Here is a 24,784-nt window from a genome sequence, read left to right as displayed (position 1 = left end):
CCTTCCATCCGATTCGCCCAACCTCGAGCCCCCATCATGAACGACTCGATCGAACCCCTCGCCCCGCCGGCCGCCGACGCGGCCGACCCTGCCGGAAGCGCGATCGAACGCGCGGCCGTACCGCCCGCCTCCCGCGAGGCGGCGCCCGACGCGACGCGCCGCCGACACGCCCGCCGACTGACCGTGCCGCTTGCCGCCGTCGCGCTCGCCGCCGCGCTGCTCGCGCTCGGCGTCGTGCCGCGCATCGACGCGCGCGCCGCGCAGCGCGCGCAGGTGGCCGCGCAGCAGGCGCTGCCGGTATCGGTGATCGCGCCCGGCACGGCGCCCGCCGACCAGACGCTCACGCTGCCCGGTTCGGTGATGCCGTTCGCGGAAGCGTCGATCTACGCGCGCACCAGCGGCTATATCGCGCACTGGAGCGCGGATCTCGGCGCGCACGTGAAGGCCGGCCAGCCGCTCGCGCAGATCGCCGCGCCCGATCTCGACGCGCAGCTGCGCCAGGCGCGCGCCGACGCGGCCACCGCGCAGGCGAACTACGACTATGCGAAATCGACCGCGCAACGCTGGCAGGACATGCTGAAGACGCAATCGGTGTCGCAGCAGGACACCGACACGAAGGTCGCGGACATGAACGCGAAGCGCGCGATGCTCGCGTCCGCGCAGGCGAACGTCGCGCACCTGAACGAGCTGGTGTCGTATGAAGCGGTCAGCGCGCCGTTCGACGGCGTGATCACCGCGCGCAACGTCGACGTCGGCACGCTCGTCACCGCGGGCGGCACGCCGGGCAGCCCGGGCTTGTCCGGCGAACTGTTCCATCTGGCGCAAACCGGCACGCTGCGCGTGTTCGTCGACGTGCCGCAGGACAGCGCGGCCGACGTCTCGACCGGCACGCCGGTCTACCTGACCACGCAGCAGTATCCGGGGCGGCACTTTGCCGCGCGCGTCGCCCGCACGGCCGGCGCGATCGATCCGGTCACGCGCACGCTGCGCGTCGAAATCGACGTCGACAACGCCGACGGCGCGCTGCTGCCCGGTGCGTATGCGCAGGCGCACCTCGTCGTCGCGAGCGCCGCGCCCGCGCTCGAGCTGCCCGTCAGCGCGCTGCTGTTCCGGCCGGATGGCGTGACGGTGGCGACCGTCGCCGCGAACGGACGCACCGCGCTCAAGCGCGTGCAGATCGGGCGCGATTTCGGCACACGCGTCGAGATCGTCGCGGGGCTCGCGGCAGGCGATCGCGTGATCGACAACCCGGGCGATGCGATCACCGCCGGCGAAGTCGTGAAGATCGTGTCGATCGCGCATGCGGCGGCACCGGTTGCCGCTTCGTCCGCGCAGAGCGCGCAACCCGTGCCCGCGAGCGGTGCGGGCGGCGTGCCGCCGATGCGCGCGAGCAGCGCAGCACCGGCCGCGCCGGCCGCATCGACACCCGCCGCGGCGCCCGCACGCGGCTGACCTATCGAAGCCCCCCTGACGAGATATCTGCCATGCGCCTCGCTCATCCGCTCCCGTTCGCCCGCCGCGCCGTCGCGCTCGGCGCCGCCGCGGCATTGGCCGCGTTGACCGCCTGCACGACGCTGCCGCCGTATTCACCGCCCGCGGTCGCCGTGCCGGCGCACTACGCGGGCGCACCGGCCACACCGGCTGCACCGGCCACGCAAGCCGGCTGGCACGTCGCGATGCCGGCCGACGACGCCGCGCGCGGCGCATGGTGGACCGTGTTCGGCGACGCCGACCTGAACGCGCTCGAAGCGCGCGTCGACGTATCGAACCAGACGGTGAAGAAAGCGCTCGCCGATTTGCAGCAGGCCCGCGCGATGGTCGACTACCAGCATGCGGGGTTCCTGCCGACGATCACCGCAGGCGTCGCGCAAAGCCGCGCACGCGTGTCGCAGAACCGGCTCGGCTCGTCGCTGGCCGGCAAGACCACGCCCGACTATCAGGCCGGCGTGGCCGCGAGCTGGGAGCCCGACGTTTTCGGCCGCGTGCGCGATGCGGTGGCGGGCGCGCAGGCGAACGCCGCCGCGAGCGCGGCCGACCTGCAGGCCGTGAAGCTGTCGGTGACGGCCGAGCTGGCGACCGACTATTTCGCGCTGCGCTCGCTCGACACGCAGAAGCAGCTGCTCGACGACACGGTACACGCGTACGCGGACGCACTGACGCTGCTGAAGCAGCAGCTCGCGGCCGGTGCGATCGACGCGTCGGCGGTCGCGCAGGCCGACACGCAGCTCGAAGCGACGCGCACGCAGGACACCGACATCGACGCGGCGCGCGCGCAGCTCCAGCATGCGATTGCAACGCTGGTCGGCGAAAGCGCGTCGACGTTCGCGCTGCCGCCGCGCGTGCAGTCGTACGACGTACCGGCCATCCCGCCCGGCGTGCCGTCACAACTGCTCGAACGGCGGCCCGACATCGCGGCGGCCGAGCGCCGCGTCGCGGCCGCGAATGCGCAGATCGGTGAAGCGCGCGCGGCGTTCTTTCCGGACCTCGTGCTGTCGGCGAGCGCCGGGCTCGAAAGTTCGTTCTTCGCGCCGTGGCTCACCGCGCCGAGCCTGTTCTGGTCGCTCGGCCCGCAGCTCGCCGGCACGCTGTTCGACGGCGGGCGCCGCAGTGCGTCGCTGCGCGGCGCGCATGCGCAATACGACGGCGCGGTCGCCGATTACCGCCAAACCGTGCTGGTGGCCTTCCAGCAGGTCGAGGATCAGTTGTCGTCGCTCGATGCGCTCGCATCGGAGGCGCGCAGCCAGCAGCGCGCGACCGATGCGGCCGACCTGTCGCTGCGGCTGACGACGAACCGGTTCAATGCAGGCGCCGTCAGCTATCTGGACGTCGTCACCGCACAGACGATCGCGCTGACGAACCGGCGCGCGGCCGACCAGATCGATGCACGGCGAATGGAGGCCGAGGTCGGGTTGTTGAAGGCGTTGGGCGGTGGCTGGCAGGCGGAGCCGGCGCCCGGCGCGGCGGCGCGGCGGCGCAGGCGCAGACGGGCATCGCAAACGGCGCGGCCGCCGCGCCGCCCGAACCCGCCGTTACGCTGCCGACGGCCGGCTGAACGTGAGCATGAAACGCATGCCGGCCGTATCGCTTTCGACGCGGGCGGAGCCGCCGTGCAGCTCCATCACCGACCGCACGATCGCGAGGCCGAGCCCGGCCGTGCCGCCCGGCGCACCGCCGCTGCGCGCCGGGTCGCCGCGCACGAACCGGTCGAAGATCCGCGGCAGCAGCGCGGGATCGATCGGCTCGCCCGGATTCGCGACGACGACGCGCACCGCATCCGGCGTTTCGTCGACGGCGAGCGTGATGACACCGCCGGCCGGCGTATACCGCAGCGCGTTCGCGAGCAGGTTGCCGATCGCGCGGCGAAACAGCTCGACGTCGGCGGTCAGCCGCCCTTGCCCTTCGACGCGCAGCGTCGAGCCTGCTTCGTCGGCGAGCCCCTCGAAATACCCGGCGATGCGTTCGAGTTCGTCGCGCACGTCGAATGCCCGCTGCCGCGTGACGAAGCTCGGATGCTCGGCGCGCGCGAGAAACAGCACGTTGTCGATCATCCGCGCGAGCCGGTCGTATTCCTCGAGATGCGATTCGAGCAGCGCCTGGTATTCATCGGCCGGCCGCGGCCGCGCGAGCGCGACTTCGGTCGCGCCGCGCATGTTGTTCAGCGGCGTCCGCAGGTCGTGCGCGAGATCGGCGCTGAATTGCGACAGATGCGAGAACGCCTGCTGCAGGCGGCCGAGCATCGCATTCTGCGCATCGACGAGCGCCCGCAGCTCACGCGGCGCGCGCGACGCGTCGAGCCGCGTGTCGAGCTTGTCGACCGTGATCCGGCCGGTGTTGTCGACGATCTCGCGCAGCGGCTCGAGTGCGGTGCGGATCAGCCCGTAGCCGAGTAGCAGCGCGAACAACGCGCCGAGGCCGCCGGCAAGCTTCAGTCGATCGCGGTAACTGTCGAGCAGCGCGGCCCGGTCGCGCATGTTGCGCGCGATCGCGATGTGAATCGGCGTGCGGTCGCCGAGCACGGCCTCGATCACGACGCCGCGCATCGGCGTGCCGCCCGCCGCGCTCCATGTGACGAGTTGATCGGCCGTGATCCGGTCGTTCGCGGGTATCGGCGTCGCGTTCGGCGCAAACAGCTGCGCGTCGGCCAGCGGCGCCGACGCGGCCGCCCGCGCGCCGTCGAGCGCGGCGAGCGTGACGTTGTGGCGCACCAGCACGTCACCCTGCGCATCGGTGACGACCATCGACAGCGCCTCGTTGCCGAGCACCTGGCTCGTGAGCCGCTCCGTATGCGTGCGCACCGCGTCCAGCGATTCGAGCTCGCCCGCGAGCCGGCGCGTATGGCGCGCGGCAAGCACGATGTCGAGGTCGTCCTGCGTATTGACCTGCCGCTCGAGGCTCGCGTACACGTACACGCCGACGAGCGCGAACGCGGCCAGCGTGGTCGCGGCGATTGCGAGTGCGAGCGTTGCGGCCAGCGAACGCGGCCACCTCATGCGTCGTCCTTCGGTTCGAGCACGTAGCCGACGCCGCGCACCGTGTGGATCAGCTTCACGGGGAATGCGTCGTCGATCTTCGCGCGCAGGCGCCGGATCGCGACTTCGACGACGTTGGTATCGCTGTCGAAATTCATGTCCCACACGTAGGATGCGATCTGCGTGCGGCTCAGCACTTCGCCCTGCCGGCGCGCGAGCAGCTGCAGCAGCGAGAATTCGCGCGGCGTCAGGTCGATCCGCGTGGCGCCGCGCTTCACGCGGCGGCGCACGACGTCGATTTCGAGGTCGCCCACCGCGAGATGCTCGGTTTCGCGCGGCGGCCCGCGCCGCGCGAGCGTGCGGATGCGGGCAAGCAGCTCGACGAACGCGAACGGCTTCACCAGGTAATCGTCGGCGCCGAGCTCGAGGCCATGCACGCGGTCCTGCACGTCGTCGCGCGCGGTCAGGAACAGCACCGGCGTCGTATGCGTGTCGCGCAGCCGCTTCAGCACGCCCCAGCCGTCGAGCACCGGCAGCATCACGTCGAGCACGATCACGTCGTAGCGCTCTTCCTGCGCGAGCGTCAGCCCTTCGCCGCCGTCCTTCGCGAGATCGACGCTGAACCCCGATTCCTCGAGACCCTTCTTCAGGTAGGCGCCCGTCTTCGGCTCGTCTTCAACTATCAGGATGCGCATGGCGGTTCCGTCGCGGTCGTGGTGACATGCGGCGATGTTACCGGGAAACGCCGACGGCGCACTGGACGGTGCAAGCGGGAACGGGGTTGATGACAAAACTGTAATCGGGGGGTAAGCGTGGCGTGCGGTGGCGCCCCCCGAAACCCAATTGGCGGCGCCGATAGGTATTCCGGGGCGAGTAGCCCGACGCACGCGGGCGCGGTACGGATGCCGAGAACTGAGGACGACCTGGACGGCGATGTCCGCACGTCGCACACGTCGCGAACGCGTACGCAAACGAAGGTGAAGGCATCTTCCCGAGCCGCTGCTGCCGTTATTTGAAACCGGCCTGCGCGAACCCGCACGTCGAATCGAACGCGTCGAGGATCGTCGCCGACGTGCCGGCCATTCGCGTGGCCATCGCGTCCGGATTTTCGCGCGCGGGTCCTGACGAAGCCAGTGCACCACCGTCGACACCAGGCCGCCGCCCGGCACGGCGAGGCAATCCCTTTCCGCGTCCGTTCGGGTCCCTTCATGCCCGCACGCCGCCCCCTTGAGCGGGGCTGAGCGTGCCAAGCGCCGCCTCGTCGAGCCGTTCCGTCACGGGCCGGCCCGGTCGGCTCAGGGCTTGCATCCAGCCGCATAAAGAGCACACACGGATGCGGCCGCGCCCCTGACACAAAGTGACCCCATTAACATCATAAGATTGCATTCTCACATTTAATGTGATTTTATTACCACCTGTCGCACGCCGCCGCCAACCACGCGCGGCGCACCCATACCAAGGAAGAGACGCAGATGGAGACAATCGCCGTCATCGGCAGCAACATGGTCGACCTCGTGACCTATGTCGCACGCATGCCCGCCCGGGGCGAAACGCTCGAAGCGCCGAACTTCGAGCTCGGCTGCGGCGGCAAGGGGGCGAACCAGGCCGTCGCGGCCGCCCGCCTCGGCGCGCGCGTCGTGATGGTCACGAAGGTCGGCGACGACGTCTTCGCCGACAACACGATCCGCAACTTCGCGCGCGAAGGCATCGACACCACGCACGTGCGCAAGGTCGCCGGCGTGCCGAGCGGCGTCGCGCCGATCTTCGTCGAACCCGATTCGAGCAACAGCATCCTGATCGTCAAGGGCGCGAACCGCCACCTGACGCCGGCCGACATCGACGCGGCCGCGCCGCAGCTCGCCGAATGCGCGCTGATCGTGCTGCAGCTCGAAATCGAGCTCGACACCGTCTATCACGCGATCGAATTCGGCGCGCGCCACGGCATTCCGGTGCTGCTGAACCCCGCGCCCGCAGTGGCCGATCTCGATTTCGAGCGGATCCGCACCGTCGAATTCTTCGTGCCGAACGAAACCGAGCTCGCGATCGTGTCGGGCATGCCGGTCGATTCGCGCGACACCGCGGCGCGCGCCGCCGAAGCGCTGGTCGCGCGCGGGCTCAAGCACGTGCTCGTCACGCTCGGCAGCAACGGTTCGCTGCTGGTCTCCCGCGACGGCGTGCGGCATGTGCCGGGCGTGCCGGTCGACGCACGCGACACGACGGGCGCCGGCGATGCGTACATCGGCTGCTTCGCGCGCTGCTACGCCGCGTCCGGCGACGCACTCGACGCGATGCGTTATGCGTCCGCGTATGCCGCCCATTCGGTCACGGGCCTCGGCACGCAGAAGTCGTACGCCGACACCGCGACGTTCGAACGCTTCCTCCGCGACGCCGGCTTCTGACCGGCGCCTTCATCGACGAGACAATTGGGAAGGAGACACCCATGAGCCGAGCCAGGATCGAACACACCCCCGACGGCTATTACCTGAACCGCACGCCGCTCTTCGCGTTCACGCTGCTGTGCTGCCTGTTCGCGCTGTGGGGCACCGCCGCGAACCTGAACGACGTGCTGATCGCGCAATTCAAGAAGTCGTTCTTCCTGTCCGATTTCGAATCGGCATTCGTGCAGTCCGCGTTCTATCTCGGCTACTTCTTCCTCGCGATTCCGGCCGCGACCGTCGTGAAAAAGTTCAGCTACAAGACGACGATCCTGGTCGGCCTGCTGCTCTACACGACCGGCTGCCTGCTGTTCTTCCCGGCCGCGTCGATGGCGAAGTACGGGATGTTCCTCGTCGCGCTGTTCGTGATCGCGGCCGGCCTGTCGTTCCTCGAAACCGCATCGAACTCGTATTCGACGCTGATGGGCCCGCGCGCAACCAGCACGCGGCGGCTGAACATCTCGCAGACGTTCTATCCGTTCGGCGCGATGGCCGGCGTGTACATGGGCAGCTTCCTGATCTTCAAGGAAGGCGATGCGTCGCATGCGCAGCTCGCCGCGATGTCGGCCGCCGAAGCCCACGTGCACCAGCTCGCGATGATCCAGGCCACGCTCGAGCCGTACAAGTGGCTGATCGTCGTGCTCGTGGCCGTGTTCATCGTGTTCGCGCTCACACCCTACCCGGCCTGCAAGGGCAACGGCCCGAGCGTGGCCACGCACAGGATCGATGCGCGCGGCACGCTCGCGCGCCTGTTCGGCAACCGGCGCTTCGTCGCGGGTGTCGTTGCGCAGTTCCTGTATGTCGGCGCGCAGGTCGGCGTGTGGAGCTTCACGATCCGGCTCGCGATGCAGATCGGCGGCCTCACCGAGCGCGGCGCGTCGCACTACCTGCTCGCGACGTTCTTCGCCTTCTTCGTCGGCAAGCTCGTCGCCACGCTCGTGATGAAGCGCGTCGGCCCCGCCAAGGTGCTGATCGTCTACGGCATCCTGTGCATCGCGCTGCTCGCGTACACGATCAGCGTGCACAACATCACCGCCGTCTATGCGGCCGTGGGCGTGAGCGTGTTCCTCGGCCCGTGCTGGCCGACGATCTACGGCCTCACGATCGACGGGCTCGGCAAGGACACCGAATACGGCGGCTCGATCCTCGTGATGAGCATCGTCGGCGGCGCGGCCGTGCCGCTGATCCAGGGGCTGATCTCCGATCACACGGGCGGCAACATGCAGCTCGCGTTCGTCGTGCCGCTCGCGTGCTTCGTCGTGATCGTCTACTACGGCTTCTATTGCCTGCGCCACCTGCCGGCCGCGACGCCCGACGCAGCCGCCGACGGCCACGCGCCCGCGCGCTACGCCGCCCCGCGCAACACGTCGGGGGCCTGAGCATGCGAGGCGAAATCGAACTGCGCCGCGACGACTTCCGCGACACGCCGCGCACGCTGTATCGCACCGACGGGCTCACCGTCACCGCGTTCGCGTATCCGTCCGGCGTCGAGGCGCTGACGCTCGAGAACCGTCGCGGCCACCTCGTCGTGCTGCCGTATCTCGGCCAGATGATCTGGGCCGCCGCGTTCGACGGCCGCGACCTGACGATGAAGCACATGTTCCGGCAGCCGAAGCGTGCGGCGTCGATCATCGATACCTACGGCTGCTTCATGTTCCACAGCGGGCTGCTGCGCAACGGCTGCCCGGGGCCGGACGACACGCATGCGCTGCACGGCGAGATGCCGTGCGCGCCGATGGATCGCGCGAGCGTCGTCGTCGGCGCGGATGCGCGTGGCGCGTTCGTCGAAGTGACCGGCGAATACGAATACGTGCAGGGTTTCGGCAGCCACTACCTGGCACGCCCGTCGGTACGGCTCGCCGAGCACGACGCGCAGATGACGATCGCGATGGAGGTGACGAATCTTGGCGGCACGCCGATGGACCTGATGTACATGGCGCACCTGAACTATGCGTACGTGCCGGGCGGTCGCTTCGTGCAGGCGTTGCCTCCGGGCGGGTTGCGGTTGCGCGACAGCGTGCCCGCGCACGTCAGGCCGACCGCAGCATGGCGCGACTACACGGCCACGCTCGCGCGCGAGCCGGAACGGCTTCACACGCTCGATGCGCCGGCGCTGTACGACCCGGAGATCGTGTTCTTCATGAACGGCGCGGAAACGGATGCAGAGGGCGTCGCGCATTTCCTGCTCGAACATCCGGACGGCGGCGCGTTCCATACCGCATACCGCCCGGAGCAATTCCCGCATGCGACGCGCTGGATCCTGCACAACGCGGACCAGCAGGTCGCCGCGTTCGCGCTGCCGTCGACCTGCGAGCCGGAGGGGTATGAAGCCGAACGCCGGAAGGGCCATGTGGCGGCGCTCGCGCCGGGTGCGACGCGCCGCTTCGAAGTCGTCACCGGCTACCTGAGCGCGGCGGAAGCCCGCCGTGCGTGAAGCGATGCGCGGCCGCGCGGTGTCAGGTCACGAGCGCGATCCCGTGTTCGCGAATCGCCGTCTCGTAGCGGCGGCTCAGTTGCCCGTCCGAGATCACGTAGTTGAAGTCGGTCAGTTCGGCGAAGTACGCCGCGCGCACTTCGTCGAACTTCGTGTGGTCGACGAGCAGGAAGCGGTTCTGCGCACGCGCCATCACCTTCTTCTTCGCGTCGACTTCGTGGAAGTTGAAGCACGTGACGCCACATCGGTCGCTCACGCCGGCGGCGGAGATGAACGCCTTCGACACGCGCACGGTGTCGAGGATGCCCGCCTCGGCCACCGACTCGAACACCATGTTCTTGCGGTGGTACGCGCCGCCGCACAGGATCACGCTGCAATGCGGCTTCTGCTGCAGCTTCGCGAACACGTTCAGCGAATTGCAGACCGCAGTGAATTCGAGGTCGTCCGGAATGAAGTCGACGACGAACGGCGTGGTCGAGCCGCAGTCGACGAAGATCGTGTCGCCGGTCGTCACGAACTGCGCGGCCAGCTTGCCGATGCGGCGCTTCTCCTCGGTCTGCCGGTCGTTCTCGGTGCTGACCACGTACTCGCCGATGTCGCTGCGCTGCGCGGCGAAGTGGCGCGTCACGTAGCCGCCGATCAGGCTCAGGCCGTGCGGGTTGTCCGCGAGATCGCGGCGGATCGTCATCTCGGATACACCGAACAGCTCGGCCACTTCCTTCAGATGAATCGCGTTCTGCCCTTGCAGCACGTTCATCAATGTCTTGATCCGTTCGCCTTTCTTCGTTTCCATGCCAGTATCCTGCGTGCCCGCCGCATCCGTCGCTCGTCGTGCCGGGCGCGCGGGCCCGGCCGGAATGTCGTATTTGTAACAAACCGATGTGAAAACATCAACTTTACGTGTGCCCTCCCGGCACACGCTCCGTGGAGTCCTGAAACATGCCGCTTTCCAACGCCCAACTCGCTCAAACCATCGATCACACGCTGCTCGCGCCCGACGCGAGCGACGCGCAGATCCGCGAACTCTGCCGCCAGGCGGCCGAGCATCGCTTTTACTCGGTCTGCGTGAATTCGGCGAACGTGCCGCTCGCCGCGCGCGAGCTGGCCGATACCGGCGTGCTCGTCTGCGCGGTGGTCGGCTTTCCGCTCGGCGCCGGGCTGTCGGCCGCCAAGGCATTCGAAGCCACCGCCGCGATCGCGGCGGGCGCCGGCGAGATCGACATGGTGATCAACATCGGCGCGCTGAAGAGCGGCCGCGCCGACGACGTGAAGGCCGACATCGAGGCCGTGCATCAGGCATGCGGCGCGGTGCCGCTCAAGGTGATCCTCGAAACGGGGCTGCTGACCGACGACGAGAAGGTGCGCGTATGCGAGATGTGCCGCGATCTCGGCGTCGCGTTCGTGAAGACATCGACCGGGTTCGGCCACGGCGGCGCGACGCTCGCGGATGTGGCGCTGATGCGCCGCACGGTCGGCCCCGTGCTCGGCGTGAAGGCGTCGGGCGGTGTGCGCGACCGCGCGGCCGCGCTGGCGATGATCGAGGCCGGCGCGACGCGGCTCGGCACGAGTTCGGGGGTGGCGATCGTGACGGATCAGGGAGGTGGCGCGGCGGCATATTGAGTGACGCCCCGGCCGGCGACGGATTCACGGACGCGGCCGCGATGGTACGCTTGGCGCTCCCGCGCGCCGATTCGCGTGCGGCCCCCTCATGTGATTTCGCGTCCCTCCACGACGATCTCGTGGAGATCGGTTATCCGCGCGCCACCGCGGACGATCGCTAGCGCAGGACACACGCACGCCGCATCGGACCATCTTCTCGTCGACAGGGAGCCAGCATGGCCAATCGATCCTATCTTTATAGCCTCGGCAACCGGCCGACCTCGTATGAAGATCGTCCCGACACGATATCGGGGCTGTCGGAATGGGCGTACGACGTGCCATTCATGTATCGGTTACTGATGTCGTGCGATCCGCAGCCCTGCGCTTCGCTGATCTCGGATGGACTCGACGGCACGAAAGTGCCGCTTCATGCAATCAGCAGCCCGTTCGCACCCGGATTCGAGCGTGTCAGGCGTTTCGTCGCGATCGTGAGGGTGCTGATCGAATCGCACGCGGTGCCGACGCCGGCCGCTCCGCCGCCGGAAACCCCGGGGAAATCGACGCTCATGGACCGGATGCGGCGCTGGGCGGGCCTGGCACCGGCCCCGGCGGCGTCCAGACCCGCACCCGCGTCGATACCGGCGGCACCCGCCGCACTCGACCATCTGCCCGACTGGCTGGACGAGACCCTCGCATTTCTCGAGCAGCATCGCGACCAGTACCTGCTGCTCGAAACCGTCGAACTCGACGTGATGTCCGAAAGCGATCCGGATGCGTTGCGCGGGCTCGTCGACGCCGAGATCGGCCGCTGCCGTCGCGTGGGTGCGGCCTACGAAGCGTTGCCGGGCGACACCGCGGAGGCGGCTCGCGTGCTGCAGCGCGCCGCGGCCGAACGGCACCCCGCGCCGCTCGATGCCTTTTTCGGCCTGCGTTTCGACGACAACTGCGACAGCACGCGCACCGGCGAAACTGAACATCCGCTGGGTCTTGAATGGAACGACGTACTGTACTTCGAGCTGTTCAATCGAGCGCAATTCGATGCGCATCAGGGCAAATCGGACTGACACTGCCTTTACCGTTCTGCGGAAGGACGCAATGCCGGCAGCAAGATGCGCGCGCACCCTGTTCAACGCCATGCAGACCCATCGGATACCAATGAAACGCCAGCCCATTCTCCTGATGTGGATTGCTGCGTCCGGCCCCGTTCACGCCGGCGACACGCATGCGGATCTGTGGTCGGGCTGGAAAGCAGGTTTCATGAAGATCATCGCGCGTCTCTTTGCAGCGGGCATCGCTCTGGCTGCCGTATTACCGTCGATCGCTGCGGCGGCGCCTTCGACGAAACCGACTGAACTAACAGGCGTCCTCACGGATGGAGGCGGTATCGACGATCTGAGTATCGTGGTCCGCACCGAGAGCGGACGTCGCATCGATGTGTATTGCGTCCAGATGTGCGGCGCCGACTGGTTCGTCGAGAACGGTGACGCGATGAAGTTGAAGAAGGCACTGGTGGGGCGACGGGTCAGTCTCCGCTACGCGACTGAAATCAACAACGATCGCGTGGCAGGCCCGGGGCGCGATGAAGAGATCGACGTGGTCAAGCGCGTACGTCTGCTGCGCTGACCGCTGCCGGCGGCGCGCCGCGCCCGCCTGTCGATCGCTTCGATCACGCCGACGTGCCATCCGATGATGCCGCTCGACGCGCGTTCGACATGCACGGACAGCATGCTCCGCTCGTTCAACCACCCGCCCCCACCCCCGCGATCCGTTCACGCAGCCGCGGCGCCACGAAATCGAGAAACGCGCGCAGCTTCAGCGGCATCGGCGCCTGCCCCTTGTGCACCAGGCTGACCGGCAACGGCTGCGATTCGAACGCGTCGAGCACCACGTCCAGCGTGCGATCGCGCAGCGCCTGCGCAACCTGATACGACAGCACGCGAATCAACCCGACACCGAGTACCGCGGCATCAATGGCCGCCTCGGCCGTATTGACCGCGAAGCGCGAATGCACGGGCACCGTCAGCTCGCCCTTCTCGCCGTCGAACACCCACGCGCGCCGAGACGCCAGCACCTCGAACGTGATGCATTGATGCCGCGCCAGATCGGCCGGTTCGGCGGGTGTGCCATGCGCCGCCAGATACGCCGGGCTTGCGCAGATCACGCGGCGCACGCTGCCGACGCGGGTCGCCATGAAGCTGCTGTCGGGCAACTCGCCGATCCGCAGCGCGACGTCGATCTGCTCTTCCATCAGATGCGTGACGCGATCGGTCAGCACCAGCCGCACGTCGATCTCGGGATAGTGGGCGAGGAACGCGGCCAGCACCGGCACGATATGCAGACGCCCGAACACGATCGGCGCGGTGACGATCAGCTCGCCGCGCGGCGCCGCATATTCGCCGGTGGCGGCACGTTCGGTTTCCGCGATGTCGTCGAGGATGCGGCGGCAACCGGCGACATACGATTCGCCGGCCTCGGTCAGCGACAGTTGCCGCGTCGTGCGATGCAACAGCCGCGTATTCAGGTAGGCCTCGAGATCCGCGATCTTGCGGCTCACGGTCGCCAGCGGAACGCCGAGCTGGCGCGCGGCGGCCGACATGCTGCCGGCATCGATGACCGCGACCAGCATGGACATCGATTCGAGACGATTCATATTGCCTCTCGAATTTCGGAAAGATGATTCCAGATTCTGGTGGATTATCTTTACCAGTGCAAGGCAGTACGCTTCTTTCACCGCGTCGTCGCCGGCCGATTCCGTTGTCTGCGGCGGCCGATCGCCATGAAAAAGGAGCCTGCCATGAACGAATTCCCTGGCGCGTCGGGCATGCCGCCCATCGCGCCGCCTGCCGCCACGCCGCCCGCCACCGCGTCGCGCGGCAAGATCGTCGCGATGGCCGCCATCGCCGGCGCGGTCGTGACCAACATCTATTGCACGCAGCCGATCCTGCCGCTGATCGCGCAAGACCTGCATGTCGCCCCGGCGACGGCCGACCTCGTGGCCGGCGCGGCGCTGCTCGGCTTCGCGACCGGGCTGGCGCTGCTGCTGCCGCTCGGTGATCGCTACGACCGGCGCAAGCTGGTGCTGGGCCAGATCGTGCTCGCCTTCGCGTTCGCGGCGGCGTCCGCGCTGGCGCCGGGCGTCTGGGCGCTGATCGGCGCCGCGTTCTCGCTCGGCGTGGTCAGCTGCGTGCCGCAGCAACTGGTGCCGTTCGCGGCCGTGATGTCCGCCCCCGATGAACGCGGGCGCAACGTCGGTACGGTCGTCACCGGCATCATGGTCGGCATCCTGCTCGGCCGCGCGGTCAGCGGCCTGATCGCCGCGCACGCCGGCTGGCGCGCGGTGTATGCGGTCGAAGCCGTCGCGATGGTGCCGGTGGGGATCGCCGCCGCGTGGCTGCTGCCGCGCGGCGTGCCGAGCACCACGCTGTCGTATGGCCGGCTCCTCGCGTCGCTGTGGACGCTGGCGCGCGCGCATCGCCCAATCCGCGAATCGATGGTCGTGCAGGCGCTGCTGTGGGCCGCGTTCAATGCGTTCTGGGTCAATCTCGCGGCGCTGCTCGCCGACGGCCCGTGGCATCTCGGCAGCGCGTGGGCCGGCGGCTTCGGCCTCATCGGCGCGGCAGGCGCGCTGGCCGCCACGATCGGCGGCCGGGCGTCGGACCGGATCGGCACGCGCCGCGTGATCGGCCTGGGCATCGCGATCGTGACGGTGTCCTACCTGATCCTCGCCGGCGCCGGCAGCTCGCTCGCCCTGCTCGTGATCGGCGTGGTGGTGCTCGACATCGGCGTACAGGCCGGCCTGGTCGCGAACCAGACGCGTGCGTTCGCCGCCGATCCGAAAGCACAGGGCCGCATCAACAGCCTCTACATGACCACGACCTTCGTCGGCGGCGCGCTCGGTGCAACCGTCAGCGGTGCGCTGATGGCCCGGTTCGGCTGGCATGGCGTGGTCGTGTTCGGTATCGCGGCCGGGCTCGCCGCCGCGCTCGTACATCGCTGCGGGGAACGGCGCTGAGCCGGAGCGCGCCATGATCGACGTCGATCTCGCTCACAAGGCGCTGGCGCATCCGTTTCGGCGGAATGTGCTGCGCTGGCTGAAGGCGCCCGATGCATGGCTGGCGGACACCGCGCGCCTCCGCTCGCCGCACGGCGTGCCGCTTTCGTCGATCGTGGCACGCAGCGGGTTGTCGCAATCGACCGTGTCGGCGCACGTCGCCGTGCTGTGCGAGGCCGGCTTGATCGTGGCGACGACGATCGGTCAGTGGCGCTTCGTTGCCCGCGACGAAACAGCCATCGTCGCGTTCATCGCCAGCATCGTCAGCGAACTCTGACTCGCGGCACCGGGCCGCCCGTTTCGCCACGCCCCGGCATCTATCCGGCTGCTTTTCTTCATCGAGAGACACACACGCCGTACGGGAATCCGTCGGCGTTTTTTTACGCGATTCCCCTCCCGATTTCCGAGAGGATGATTCCCGAATCAGACCAATTATCGGCAAATCCTGAAGGATGTATCGTGCTTTCACGGTGGCGATTTCGTGATCGCCGCCCGCCAGACCCCGCGCAATCCGAACCCATTCGAAACACTCGACATCATGAATACCGTTTCCTTGCCGGTCATCGCCGCGCCGCCTGCGCCGCACGCCGGCGCCGCCACGCCGCCCACCCTGACGCCTCGCCTCGCGACCGGCCTCGCCGGCATGCTGCTCGCGTCCTTGCTGGCCATCCTCAACGAACAGGTCACCGCCGCCGCGATGGCCGACATCCGTGGCGCGTTCTCCATCGGCCATGACGACGGCACCTGGCTGACCGCGCTGTTCGAGGCGGCCAACGTCGCGACCATGGTGTTCGCGCCGTGGTTCGGCGTCACCTTCACGCTGAAGCGCTTCACGATCGGCGCGGTGCTGGCGACGCTGATACTCGGCGTGCTGTGCCCGTTCGCGCCGGGCTTCGCCGCGCTGACCGTGCTGCGCGTGCTGCAGGGCATCGCGGGCGGCTGCCTGCCGCCGATGCTCATCATCGCGGCGCTGCGCTACCTGCCGCCGAAGGCGAAGCTGTACGGGCTCGCAGGCTATGCGATGACCGCGACCTTCGGGCCTGCGCTCGGCACCCCGCTCGCCGCGCTGTGGACCGAGTTCGCCGACTGGCGCATGGTGTTCTGGCAAATCGTGCCGCTCGGCATCGCGTGCTGCGTGGCGATCGGCTACGGCCTGCCCGCCGATACACCGAAACCCGAACGGTTACGCGCGTTCAACTGGTCCGGATTCCTGACCGGATTCCCCGCCGTGGCGATGCTCGTCGTCGCGCTGCTGCAGGCCGACCGGCTCGACGGCTTCGAGTCGGCGACGATCCGCGCACTCACGGCAGGCGGCCTGATCCTGCTCGCCGCCTTCCTCGTCAACGAATGGTTTCATCCGCTGCCGTTCTTCCGGCTGCAACTGCTCGCGCGCCGCAACTTCACGCACGGACTGCTCACGCTGGCCGGCGCGGTGACGCTGCTGACCGCGGTGGCCGCGATACCGGGCCACCATCTCGCCGGCGTGCACGGCTACCGGCCGCTGCAGACCGCGCCGCTGTCGCTGCTGGTTGCCGTGCCGCTGCTGCTCAGCCTGCCGCTGACGGCTGCGCTCCTGAACCTGCGGTGGGTCGATTCGCGCTGGGTGCTGGCCACCGGCTGCCTGCTGATGGCGCTCACCTGCGTCGCAGGCAGCCGGATCACGGCCGAGTGGATCCGCGACGACTTCTACTGGCTCCAGTCGCTCCAGATCGTCGCGCAACCGATGTTGATCCTGCCGATCCTGATGGGCGTCACCACCGGCCTGCCGCCCGCCGAAGGGCCGTTCGCGTCGGCGATGTTCAATTCCCTGAAAACCTTTTCGGCCGCGCTGGCCACCGGCCTGCTCGAAACATGGGGCACGGCCCGCGAACACCTGCACTCGAACCAGCTGGCGGACCAGCTCGGCAACCGGGCGCAGTTGAGCGCCGGGGCCGTGCTCGACAACGCAACCGGCCTCGCTCCGCTCGCGCACCGGCTGCACGAGCAGGCGCTGGTGCTGGCCTCGGCCGACCTGTACCGGCTGGCCGCCTGTGTCGCGTTCGCCCTGCTGCTGCTCGTGCCGCTGCTGCCGGTGCGGATCGCACCACCGTGGGCCCCGCAACCTCCTTCCTCGCACTGAGAGACGATCGCCATGTCATCCGCCATCCCCCCCAAGCACAAGGCGCTTGCCGCCGCCGCGCTCGTGATCGCCGTCGGCGTCGCGGCCTGCGCCGGTACGCACCGCCTCATCGATTCGCATACCGAAACGACCGACGACGCGTACGTCGCGGCCGACTTCACCCTCGTCGCACCGCGCGTCGCCGGGCCGCTCGTCGAAGTCCTCGTCGACGACAACCAGCCTGTACGGGCCGGCCAGTTGCTGCTGCGCATCGACGACCGCGACTTTCGTGCCGCGCTGACGAGCGCGCAGGCCGACGTGGAAGCCGCCCGTGCGGCGGTGGCCAACGACGACGCCGAGATCGCCCGCCAGCCGGCGCTCGTCGACCAGGCGCGCGCCGCACTGCGCGCCGACGACGCGGCCGTGCAATTCGCGCAGGCCAACGACGCCCGCTACCGCGACCTGGCCGACAACGGCGCGGGCACCGCGCAGGAACAGCAACGCGCGGCCAGCACGCTGGCCGGGCAGTTGGCGAAACGTGCCGGCGACGCGGCCGCGCTGGCGTCGATCAGCCAGAACCTTGCCGTGCTGCGCGCCCGGCGCGACCAGGCAAACGGCGCACTGGCCCGCGCCGAGGCCGCGCTCGACCAGGCGAAGCTGAACCTGTCCTACACGGAAGTCCGCGCGCCCGTCGACGGCAAGGTGGGCCGGCGCACCGCACGGGTCGGCGCCTTCGTCACGCCCGGCGCGCCGCTGCTCGCGATCGTGCCGCTCGCCGACGCTTACGTGATCGCGAATTTCCAGGAAAACCAGATCGGCGCGATGCATCCGGGCGACCGCGTGCGCATCCGCGTCGACAGCCTGCCGGGCGTCAGCATCACGGGCCATGTCGCGAGCCTCGCGCCGGCCACCGGCGTGAGCTTCGCGCCGATCGCCCCCGACAACGCCACCGGCAATTTCACGAAGGTCGTCCAGCGCGTGCCGGTCAAGATCGCCATCGACGGGCCGCACGAGCAGGCCGCCGCGCTGAGCGTGGGCCTGTCCGTCGAAGCGAGCGTCGACACCGGCGCGCATCGCGAGGCCGCGACCCAGCAGGAGGCACAACGATGAACCCGATTCGGATCCTGCGCGCGGCGACGCTTGCGCTCATCGCCGGCGCCGCGCTGACGGCCTGCACCATGGGGCCGAACTTCGAGGCGCCGGCCAGCACAGTGCCGCCCGTGTTCGCACGCACGCAAACCCTGCAAGCGCCCAGCCAGCCCGTCGAGGCCGCCTTCAACGCCGACTGGTGGACCCTGTTCGACGACCCCGTGCTGAATACGCTCGAACAGCGCCTGGCCGACGCCAATCTCGACGTCGCGGCCGCGTCGGCACGGCTGCGGCAGAGCCGGGCCGAACGGCGCGTCGCCGGCGCGGCCGAGCTGCCCACGCTCGCCGCGGCCGGGTCGTACGACCGCGAGCGCGGCAGCGAGAACGGCATCCTGTCGCTGCTCGGCGTCACGCCGAGCGCGCCGCCCACGCAGTCGGCCTCGGGCGATACGCCGTTCGGCGTGGCCGCCGCGCCCGGCTCGTCGGGCTCGCCTGCCTATAACCTCTACCAGGCCGGCTTCGATGCGTCGTGGGAACTCGACCTCTGGGGGCGCGTGCGGCGCGGCGTCGAAGCGGCCGATGCGCTGACCCAGGCCTCGTACGAAGCGCGCAACGCGGTCTTGCTGTCGGCCCGCGCGGAACTCGCACGCGACTACCTCGAACTGCGCGACGCACAGGCCCAGTTGCGGATCGCCCGGCACAACCTCGCCATCGCGCGTGACCTGGAGAAACTCGTGCGCATTCGCCGCACGGACGGTGTGACGACCGATCTCGACGTGGCCAACGCGGCCGCGCAGGTGGCCTCGATCGAAAGCCGGCTGCCGATGCTGGAATCGCGCCGAGAAACGCGCGCCAATGCCATCGGCGTGCTGCTCGCGCAACCGCCCGGCGCGCTGGCCCCGATCCTCGACGCACCGCATGCGGTGCCCGGGCTTCCGGCAAGCGTGCCGATCGGCTTTCCGTCCGAACTCGCACGACGCCGGCCCGACATTCGTCAGGCCGAGGCGCAGCTGCACGCGGCGACCGCCGCCATCGGCGTCGCGCAGGCCGACTTTTATCCGCGCATCACGCTGAACGGCAGCGCCGGTTTCCAGAGCCTCCAGCTGTCGAGTCTCGCCAGTTGGGCGTCGGGTCAGTTCGTGATCGGGCCGTCGATCTCGCTGCCGATCTTCGAGGGCGGGCGCCTGACGGGCATGTTGAACCTGCGCCGGGCACAGCAGCAGGAAGCCGCGATCGTCTATCAGCGCACCGTGCTCGAAGCATGGCGCGAGGTCGACGATGCGCTGGTGGTCTATCACGCCGAACAGCAGCGCCACGATCGACTCGTCGCGATCGTGACGCTGAACCAGCGCGCGCTCGCGATTGCGCAGCAACAATACCGGTCCGGTGCGGCCGACTATCTCGACGTACTCAACGCCCAGCGGCAATTGTTCGACGCGCAAGGCCAGCAGGAGACCAGCGAGGCCGACGCGGCGATGCATCTCGTCACGCTGTGCAAGGCGCTCGGCGGCGGCTGGGAGACGCGCTTCGGGCCCGCGGCAAGCACCGGGCGCGCGGATCCGACGATGTCGCCTGCCCACGGCACGATCGTACAAACGGGAAGCCGAAAAGGGGAAGTCGACTGATCAACGCGCGGCATCAGCCCGCTCGCAATGCGCGGGCGCTTTCATCCGCGTCACCTTCGTCCGCCATCCGCCCGATGTAATCCCGCACGAACTGCACGGCAATCCGGCCCGACCGCGCACCGCGTTCCAGCGCCCACTGCAGCGCTGGTTCGCGCGCCGCGCGAATCTGCTCCGCATCGAAGCCGGCTTCGCCCAGCCGGCTGTCGACAACAGCCAGATACGCGTCCTGCGTGAACCCGTAGAACGTCACCCAGATCCCGAATCGCTCGGATAACGAAATTTTCTCCTCCACCGCGTCACCCGGATGCAGCTCGCCGTTCTCCGCACGCGATACGTTCGCGTTGTCGCTCGCCTGCTCGGGCATCAGGTGGCGGCGATTCGACGTCGCGTACACGAGCACGTTCGACAGGTCGCTCGCGACCGAGCCGTCGAGCACCGTCTTCAGTTCCTTGTAGCCGGTCTCGCCCGCCTCGAACGACAGGTCGTCGCAGAACACGATGTATCGTTCCGGCCGCGCCCGCACCAGCTCGACGATCGCCGGCAAATCGCTCAACCGTTCCTTGCCGACCTCGATCAACCGCAGCCCGTGCGGCGCGAACGCCTGCAGGCACGCCTTCAGGATCGACGACTTCCCGGTGCCGCGCGCGCCGGTCAACAGCACGTGATTGGCCGCGAACCCGCGCACGAACTGCCGCGTGTTCCGTTCGACGATCGCCACCTGTCGCTCGACGTTGCGCATCGCATCGAACGCGATGAGCGCGGGCGCCGCGACCGGTTCGAGCGGCGCCGCTCGCGGCCCGCCGTCGAAGCCGCGCCAGCGGAATGCAACGGCCGCGTCGAAATCGACGGGCGCCGGCTGGCCGGTGCCCGCCAGCGCTTCGAGCGCGGCTGCGATCCGTTCGAGCTGATGCGCGAGCGCCGTCGCATCGACGGAAGCACGCGCGTCCGGCAGCGCGGCCATCAGGTTCTGCATGTCGCGATCGCCGCTCATTGCCGCACCCCTTGCGACGCGCTCGCCTGGAACGGAAACCGCTGCGCGATCGCCACGCCGACGAGCGCCACGCCGCCGCCGATCAGGTGATACAGCTTCAGCGATTCGCCGAGCAGCACGATCGCGCCGCCGGCCGTCATCACCGGCAGCAGGTTCATGAACATCGCGCAACGGCTCGGGCCGAGCAGCCGCACGCCTTGCATCCACAGATACGGCAGCACCACCGACGCCAGCCCGCCGGCGTACAGGATCAACGGCACGCTCGCACGCGTCGGCCACGCCGCCTGCGCGGGCAAGCGCAGCAGCATCGGCACCATGAACACGAGCGCGGCGAGCGCCTGCACGTAGGTCGACTGCCACGCCGGCAGCGCACCGATGCGCCAGCGCTTCAGCAATACGCCATACAGCGCATAGGCCGCCGACGCGGCCAGCATCAGCAGGTCGCCCGTATGCACGCCGCGCGCGGCGATCGTCGTCGGGTGCCCTTCCGCAATCAGGTAGACGACGCCCGCGAGCGACAGCACCCCGCCGCCGATCATGCCCACGCTGGGCGGATCGCCGAGCAGCAGCGAGCTGAGCGCCATCGTCATCAGCGGCACGAGCGCCGTGATGATCGCCATGTTGGTCGCGCTGGTCGTTTTCGCGGCCTCGTAGGACAGGCTCTGGAACAGCGCCATCGCGAGAAAGCCGAGCACCGCGAGCTGCGGCAGGTGCGCGACGAGCGCCGCGCGATTGCGCCACGCGGGGCGCAGCGTGAACACGCTCATCAGCGCGACGGCGAGCAGCAGCCGATAGAAGGTGATCGCCGACGGGTCGATCGTCGACGCCGACAGCTTCGACACGACCACGTTGCCGGCCCACAGCGCGATCGCGCAGAAGGGAAACAGAAAAGGAGACTTGTTCATCGCATTCGACGGATTACTATCCTGGCAGGGGGTTGGCGTGGATGGGAACGCCATCGTGCCCGCCCGTCCACCTGCCTGTCTCACGCCAAAATGTCACGACTTGTCGCCAATCGGACACTCGAGTCCACCCCGCCCGGCGCTCACCTGCCATTCGAATCGACGCCGATGCCCGTATCGGCGATGGCGGCGACGTACGCGCACGGCACGTCGATCGCGCCGCACCGGCATCGCCGCGCGCAGCTGCTCTATGCGATCGAGGGCGTGATGCACGTGCAGTCCGAAGGCGCGTCGTGGGTCGTGCCGCCGACGCGCGGCGTGTGGCTCGAAGCCGGTCTCGACCACACGGTGCAGATGAGCGGCGACGTGCAGATGCGCACGGTGTTCGTCGAGCCGGGCGCGGTCGAGCACCTGCCCGCGCGGAGCTGCGTCGTGGAAGTGCATCCGCTGCTGCGCGAGCTGATCCTCGCCGCCGTGGACGTGCCGCTCGACTATGCGCCGGGCTCGCGCCACGACCACCTGATGCACCTGCTGCTCGCCGAGGTGACGGTCGCGCCGCTGCTGCCGCTGTACCTGCCGTGGCCGCACGACCTGCGCCTGCGCACGATCTGCGACGCGCTCGTCGCCGCGCCCGACGATCTGCGCACGATCGCCGAATGGGCCGACCTGCTCGGGCTGTCGGTCCGCACGCTGCATCGCGCGTTCCGGCGCGAGACGGGGCTCAGCTTCCGCCGCTGGCGCGAACAGGCGCGGCTGCTGCTCGCGCTCAAGCGCCTCGCGCACGGCGAGAAGGTGCTGACCGTCGCGATGGATCACGGCTACAGCAGCCAGAGCGCGTTCTCCGCGATGTTCAAGCGGCATTTCGGCGTGTCGCCGTCGGCGTTCTATGCGTAGGGCGGGTTCGTGCGCGGCACACTCGCCGAACGCCGGTTGCCCGCGCAGGCCGCGCCCCACCGCATGACGCGCGCCGCTAGCGCACGGCAATCCCCGCGATGAAGCACACGCACGCGGCGGCCGACGCCACCGTGCGCACGTGATTCCACATCGTCCAGTCGTGCACGTAGCGCGTCCACAGCGCCGCGCCCTGCGCGGTCGCCGGATCGGCCGCGGCGAGCGCATCGTTGAGCGGCACGTTGACGGCCATCGTCACCGCGAACATGCCGAACACGTACAGCGCGCCGCCCGCGACCGCCACCATCGCGCCCGGCTGCTCGCGATTGAACAGCGCGAGCACGACCAGGGCAAGCGCCATCAGCGTCGTGACGAGAAACAGCGGCATGAACGGCGAACGCACGATGTCGACGTTGATCGCATTCATCGCAGCCACGCCGGCCTGCGGCGCAATCCGTCCGAGCGACGTCATCACGAACGTCGAGAACGCGAAATACACGCCGGCCATCAGCCCGCAGCCGACGGCCGAGCCCCACAGCAAGGCGGTGGTCGCGAACGCGATCATGATCGTGCGCTCCACACGCCGGTGGCGGCCGTCGCGCGCGCATAGTCGGCGAAATCGCGTGCCGGCCGCCCGAGCGTCGCTTCGATCCCGTGCGTCACCGCGCTGTTGCGCCCGTCGAGCACCACACGGAACAGATCGTCGAGCAGCGCGACAATCGGCTCCGGCACGCCCGCCTCGCGCAATCCGGCGACGAACGCATCGGCCGGAATCTCGCGATAGACGACCGGCCGGCCCGTCGCCCGTGCGATTTCGCCGACCGCTTCGGCGAACGTCAGCGCACGCGGCCCCGTGACCTCGATCACGCGGTTCGCGAACCGCGCATCGGTGAGCGCGGCCACCGCTACATCGGCGATGTCGTCCGCGTCGACGAACGGCTCGCGCACCGCGCCGGCCGGCAGCGCGACTTCACCGGCCAGCACGCCGTCGATCAGGTAGCCCTCGGAGAAGTTCTGGTTGAACCAGCTCGCGCGCACCACGCCCCACCCCACGCCCGACGCCTGCAGCGCGGCCTCGGCTGCCTGCGCGCGGGGCTCGCCGCGCCCGGACAGCAGCACCACGCGCTCGACACCGTACTCCCGCGCCAGCCGCGCGAATGCGGCGATCGCGTCCACCGCGCCTTCGACGGCCAGGTCGGGCTGGTAGGTCACGTACGCGGCCGATACGCCGTCGAGCGCGGCCGGCCACGTGTCGGGCGCCGTCCAGTCGAAGCGGACGGCCGACGTGCGCGACACGGGGCGGGTCGCGATACCGCGCGCGCGCAGCCGCGCATCGACGCGGGCGCCCGTCTTGCCCGAACCGCCGACGATGAGGATGGGAAGTGCCGACATGACCGTCTCCTTTGACTAAAATGCGAGAATTTCTCGCGTTTCAAAAACACGATAGACTCTCGCATTAGCAACGTCAAGTTTTTCTGGAGGCGGCATGGGCCGACGAAAATCGGGGCAGAACGACAGGCCCGAAGCGGCAGCGGACACGGCGGATGCGCCGGCGCGCGCACGGCTGGTGCCGACGCAGCAGCGCAGCCGCGAGCGGTTCGAGCGCATCCTTGCGTGCGCGTCGGAGGTGATGGTCGAGAAAGGCTGCGATGCGTTCCGGATGAGCGACATCGTCGAACGCACGGGCATCTCGTTCGGTTCGCTGTACCAGTACTTCCCGGACAAGGCGGCCGTGATCGGCACGCTCGCGGAGCGCTACAACGAAGCGGGCCACGTCTGCGTGCGACGCGAACTCGCGACGATGAAGACACTCGACGACCTGCACGCCACGCTCGCCCGCATCACGGACAGCTACTACCGGATGTTCGTCGACGAGCCGCTGATGCGCGACATCTGGCGGGCCACGCAGGCCGACCGCGCATTGCAGGCACTCGACCGGGCGGACGGGGCATTCCTGGCGGGGTTGTTCGCGGATGCGCTGGGCGAAGTGGCGCCCGATATTCCGCATGCGCAACGGAGCACATTCGCCGAGCTGATGATGATCCAGATCGCGGCGGCCGTGCGCCATGCGATCACGCTGCCGCCGAAGGCAGCGCAGCAAATTCTCGCGATGTTCAAGCGTGCGCTGCCGCGGGATCTGTCGGTGCTGGGCGCGTAGTCGCGCCTTTCAATGCACGCGGCCGCCCGAAGGCGGCCGCGC

22 protein-coding genes and 1 pseudogene are annotated in these 24,784 nt (G+C 69.1%); 15 read left to right on the top strand and 8 right to left on the bottom strand.

Annotated elements, in window-relative coordinates; translation table 11 throughout:
- The first annotated feature begins 36 nt into the window (after positions 1-36).
- Together CFB34_RS38685 and CFB34_RS38680 are read left to right on the top strand one after the other, a co-directional pair.
- Positions 37-1,452, top strand: a complete 1,416-nt coding sequence (locus CFB34_RS38685; RefSeq protein WP_089444060.1) for an efflux RND transporter periplasmic adaptor subunit — start codon at positions 37-39, stop codon at positions 1,450-1,452.
- A 32-nt stretch (positions 1,453-1,484) separates the two neighbouring features.
- A pseudogene (locus CFB34_RS38680) lies at positions 1,485-3,052 on the top strand (efflux transporter outer membrane subunit).
- Here the strand turns inward: CFB34_RS38680 and CFB34_RS38675 are convergent.
- On the bottom strand, positions 3,030-4,490 hold the full coding sequence (locus tag CFB34_RS38675) for a heavy metal sensor histidine kinase (protein WP_089444059.1): 1,461 nt from the start codon (positions 4,488-4,490) through the stop codon (positions 3,030-3,032). The pseudogene CFB34_RS38680 and the gene CFB34_RS38675 overlap by 23 nt on opposite strands.
- On the bottom strand, positions 4,487-5,164 hold the full coding sequence (locus CFB34_RS38670) for a heavy metal response regulator transcription factor (RefSeq protein WP_027786146.1): 678 nt from the start codon (positions 5,162-5,164) through the stop codon (positions 4,487-4,489). The genes CFB34_RS38675 and CFB34_RS38670 overlap by 4 nt, the downstream gene beginning before the upstream one ends.
- Positions 5,165-5,941: 777 nt before the next feature.
- Between CFB34_RS38670 and rbsK the strand changes: the two genes are divergently transcribed.
- Genes rbsK through CFB34_RS38655 form a run of 3 tightly spaced genes read left to right on the top strand, consistent with a single transcriptional unit; the run spans position 5,942 to position 9,338 of the window.
- Entirely contained in the window at positions 5,942-6,868 is a 927-nt protein-coding gene (gene rbsK / locus CFB34_RS38665; protein WP_089444058.1) for a ribokinase, read from the top strand.
- A 41-nt stretch (positions 6,869-6,909) separates the two neighbouring features.
- Positions 6,910-8,283 carry an L-fucose:H+ symporter permease gene (gene fucP / locus CFB34_RS38660; protein WP_089444057.1) on the top strand — a complete coding sequence of 458 codons (1,374 nt, stop codon included), beginning with the start codon at positions 6,910-6,912 and terminating at the stop codon, positions 8,281-8,283.
- Between the two features lie 2 nt (positions 8,284-8,285).
- Positions 8,286-9,338, top strand: a complete 1,053-nt coding sequence (locus CFB34_RS38655; RefSeq protein WP_089444056.1) for an aldose 1-epimerase family protein — start codon at positions 8,286-8,288, stop codon at positions 9,336-9,338.
- 22 nt (positions 9,339-9,360) lie between these two features.
- Here the strand turns inward: CFB34_RS38655 and deoR are convergent, their stop codons facing one another.
- Positions 9,361-10,131, bottom strand: a complete 771-nt coding sequence (deoR, locus tag CFB34_RS38650) for a DNA-binding transcriptional repressor DeoR (protein WP_089444055.1) — start codon at positions 10,129-10,131, stop codon at positions 9,361-9,363.
- A gap of 146 nt (positions 10,132-10,277) precedes the next feature.
- Here deoR and deoC point away from each other — a divergent pair, with 146 nt between their 5' ends.
- The 3 genes from deoC (at position 10,278) to CFB34_RS38635 (ending at position 12,560) form a co-directional block, all read left to right on the top strand.
- Positions 10,278-10,958, top strand: coding sequence for a deoxyribose-phosphate aldolase (gene deoC, locus CFB34_RS38645; RefSeq protein WP_089444054.1), 681 nt, complete (start codon positions 10,278-10,280; stop codon positions 10,956-10,958).
- 215 nt (positions 10,959-11,173) lie between these two features.
- Positions 11,174-12,001, top strand: coding sequence for a hypothetical protein (locus tag CFB34_RS38640; RefSeq protein ID WP_089444053.1), 828 nt, complete (start codon positions 11,174-11,176; stop codon positions 11,999-12,001).
- Positions 12,002-12,092: 91 nt separating this feature from the next.
- Complete coding sequence (locus tag CFB34_RS38635) at positions 12,093-12,560, top strand: hypothetical protein (RefSeq protein WP_143329554.1); 468 nt, start codon at positions 12,093-12,095, stop codon at positions 12,558-12,560.
- A gap of 115 nt (positions 12,561-12,675) precedes the next feature.
- Here the strand turns inward: CFB34_RS38635 and CFB34_RS38630 are convergent, their stop codons facing one another.
- A complete protein-coding gene (locus CFB34_RS38630; protein ID WP_039362614.1) occupies positions 12,676-13,587 on the bottom strand; it encodes a LysR family transcriptional regulator in 912 nt (303 codons plus the stop codon).
- 171 nt (positions 13,588-13,758) lie between these two features.
- On the opposite strand from CFB34_RS38630, the gene CFB34_RS38625 reads away from it, so the two are divergent.
- From CFB34_RS38625 to CFB34_RS38605, 5 genes are all read left to right on the top strand, one after another.
- Positions 13,759-14,949 (top strand): MFS transporter, encoded by a 1,191-nt coding sequence (locus tag CFB34_RS38625; protein ID WP_089444206.1) that lies wholly within the window; start codon positions 13,759-13,761, stop codon positions 14,947-14,949.
- 13 nt (positions 14,950-14,962) lie between these two features.
- Positions 14,963-15,265, top strand: a complete 303-nt coding sequence (locus CFB34_RS38620) for a helix-turn-helix domain-containing protein (protein WP_089444051.1) — start codon at positions 14,963-14,965, stop codon at positions 15,263-15,265.
- 261 nt (positions 15,266-15,526) lie between these two features.
- A complete protein-coding gene (locus CFB34_RS38615; RefSeq protein ID WP_089444205.1) occupies positions 15,527-17,107 on the top strand; it encodes an MFS transporter in 1,581 nt (526 codons plus the stop codon).
- Between the two features lie 12 nt (positions 17,108-17,119).
- Complete coding sequence (locus tag CFB34_RS38610; protein WP_089444050.1) at positions 17,120-18,196, top strand: HlyD family secretion protein; 1,077 nt, start codon at positions 17,120-17,122, stop codon at positions 18,194-18,196.
- Entirely contained in the window at positions 18,193-19,800 is a 1,608-nt protein-coding gene (locus tag CFB34_RS38605) for an efflux transporter outer membrane subunit (protein ID WP_089444049.1), read from the top strand. The genes CFB34_RS38610 and CFB34_RS38605 overlap by 4 nt, the downstream gene beginning before the upstream one ends.
- Before the next feature lie 13 nt (positions 19,801-19,813).
- On the opposite strand, the gene CFB34_RS38600 is transcribed toward CFB34_RS38605, so the two are convergent.
- Both CFB34_RS38600 and CFB34_RS38595 read right to left on the bottom strand, forming a co-directional pair.
- Positions 19,814-20,791: an ATP-binding protein gene (locus tag CFB34_RS38600; RefSeq protein ID WP_089444048.1), complete on the bottom strand. Its 978-nt coding sequence runs from the start codon at positions 20,789-20,791 to the stop codon at positions 19,814-19,816.
- A complete protein-coding gene (locus tag CFB34_RS38595) occupies positions 20,788-21,696 on the bottom strand; it encodes a DMT family transporter (RefSeq protein WP_089444047.1) in 909 nt (302 codons plus the stop codon). Before CFB34_RS38595 ends, CFB34_RS38600 begins: the two co-directional genes overlap by 4 nt.
- A gap of 90 nt (positions 21,697-21,786) precedes the next feature.
- On the opposite strand from CFB34_RS38595, the gene CFB34_RS38590 reads away from it, so the two are divergent.
- Positions 21,787-22,587 carry a helix-turn-helix transcriptional regulator gene (locus tag CFB34_RS38590; protein WP_089444046.1) on the top strand — a complete coding sequence of 267 codons (801 nt, stop codon included), beginning with the start codon at positions 21,787-21,789 and terminating at the stop codon, positions 22,585-22,587.
- A gap of 76 nt (positions 22,588-22,663) precedes the next feature.
- On the opposite strand, the gene CFB34_RS38585 is transcribed toward CFB34_RS38590, so the two are convergent.
- Complete coding sequence (locus CFB34_RS38585) at positions 22,664-23,149, bottom strand: anthrone oxygenase family protein (RefSeq protein ID WP_089444045.1); 486 nt, start codon at positions 23,147-23,149, stop codon at positions 22,664-22,666.
- Positions 23,146-23,976 carry an NmrA family transcriptional regulator gene (locus tag CFB34_RS38580; protein WP_089444044.1) on the bottom strand — a complete coding sequence of 277 codons (831 nt, stop codon included), beginning with the start codon at positions 23,974-23,976 and terminating at the stop codon, positions 23,146-23,148. Before CFB34_RS38580 ends, CFB34_RS38585 begins: the two co-directional genes overlap by 4 nt.
- Positions 23,977-24,070: 94 nt before the next feature.
- On the opposite strand from CFB34_RS38580, the gene CFB34_RS38575 reads away from it, so the two are divergent.
- Positions 24,071-24,742 carry a TetR family transcriptional regulator gene (locus tag CFB34_RS38575; protein WP_089444043.1) on the top strand — a complete coding sequence of 224 codons (672 nt, stop codon included), beginning with the start codon at positions 24,071-24,073 and terminating at the stop codon, positions 24,740-24,742.
- Positions 24,743-24,784 lie beyond the last annotated feature (42 nt).

The organism is Burkholderia sp. HI4860, assembly GCF_002223045.2.
In the GTDB taxonomy this organism is placed as follows: Bacteria; Pseudomonadota; Gammaproteobacteria; order Burkholderiales; family Burkholderiaceae; genus Burkholderia.
The sequence above is the reverse complement of the archived record's forward strand: the minus strand, read 5'-3'. Positions and strand labels throughout refer to the sequence as shown.

Coding starts and splice junctions, on each gene's coding strand:
- CFB34_RS38685 (WP_089444060.1), top strand. CDS start 37: ATGAACGACTCGATCGAACCCCTCGCCCCGCCGGCCGCCGACGCGGCC.
- rbsK (WP_089444058.1), top strand. CDS start 5,942: ATGGAGACAATCGCCGTCATCGGCAGCAACATGGTCGACCTCGTGACC.
- CFB34_RS38600 (WP_089444048.1), bottom strand. CDS start 20,791: ATGAGCGGCGATCGCGACATGCAGAACCTGATGGCCGCGCTGCCGGAC.
- CFB34_RS38625 (WP_089444206.1), top strand. CDS start 13,759: ATGCCGCCCATCGCGCCGCCTGCCGCCACGCCGCCCGCCACCGCGTCG.
- CFB34_RS38655 (WP_089444056.1), top strand. CDS start 8,286: ATGCGAGGCGAAATCGAACTGCGCCGCGACGACTTCCGCGACACGCCG.
- CFB34_RS38575 (WP_089444043.1), top strand. CDS start 24,071: ATGGGCCGACGAAAATCGGGGCAGAACGACAGGCCCGAAGCGGCAGCG.
- CFB34_RS38610 (WP_089444050.1), top strand. CDS start 17,120: ATGTCATCCGCCATCCCCCCCAAGCACAAGGCGCTTGCCGCCGCCGCG.
- CFB34_RS38670 (WP_027786146.1), bottom strand. CDS start 5,164: ATGCGCATCCTGATAGTTGAAGACGAGCCGAAGACGGGCGCCTACCTG.
- CFB34_RS38615 (WP_089444205.1), top strand. CDS start 15,527: ATGAATACCGTTTCCTTGCCGGTCATCGCCGCGCCGCCTGCGCCGCAC.
- CFB34_RS38640 (WP_089444053.1), top strand. CDS start 11,174: ATGGCCAATCGATCCTATCTTTATAGCCTCGGCAACCGGCCGACCTCG.
- fucP (WP_089444057.1), top strand. CDS start 6,910: ATGAGCCGAGCCAGGATCGAACACACCCCCGACGGCTATTACCTGAAC.
- CFB34_RS38635 (WP_143329554.1), top strand. CDS start 12,093: ATGAAACGCCAGCCCATTCTCCTGATGTGGATTGCTGCGTCCGGCCCC.
- deoC (WP_089444054.1), top strand. CDS start 10,278: ATGCCGCTTTCCAACGCCCAACTCGCTCAAACCATCGATCACACGCTG.
- CFB34_RS38585 (WP_089444045.1), bottom strand. CDS start 23,149: ATGATCGCGTTCGCGACCACCGCCTTGCTGTGGGGCTCGGCCGTCGGC.
- CFB34_RS38630 (WP_039362614.1), bottom strand. CDS start 13,587: ATGAATCGTCTCGAATCGATGTCCATGCTGGTCGCGGTCATCGATGCC.
- CFB34_RS38605 (WP_089444049.1), top strand. CDS start 18,193: ATGAACCCGATTCGGATCCTGCGCGCGGCGACGCTTGCGCTCATCGCC.
- CFB34_RS38620 (WP_089444051.1), top strand. CDS start 14,963: ATGATCGACGTCGATCTCGCTCACAAGGCGCTGGCGCATCCGTTTCGG.
- deoR (WP_089444055.1), bottom strand. CDS start 10,131: ATGGAAACGAAGAAAGGCGAACGGATCAAGACATTGATGAACGTGCTG.
- CFB34_RS38675 (WP_089444059.1), bottom strand. CDS start 4,490: ATGAGGTGGCCGCGTTCGCTGGCCGCAACGCTCGCACTCGCAATCGCC.
- CFB34_RS38590 (WP_089444046.1), top strand. CDS start 21,787: ATGTCACGACTTGTCGCCAATCGGACACTCGAGTCCACCCCGCCCGGC.
- CFB34_RS38595 (WP_089444047.1), bottom strand. CDS start 21,696: ATGAACAAGTCTCCTTTTCTGTTTCCCTTCTGCGCGATCGCGCTGTGG.
- CFB34_RS38580 (WP_089444044.1), bottom strand. CDS start 23,976: ATGTCGGCACTTCCCATCCTCATCGTCGGCGGTTCGGGCAAGACGGGC.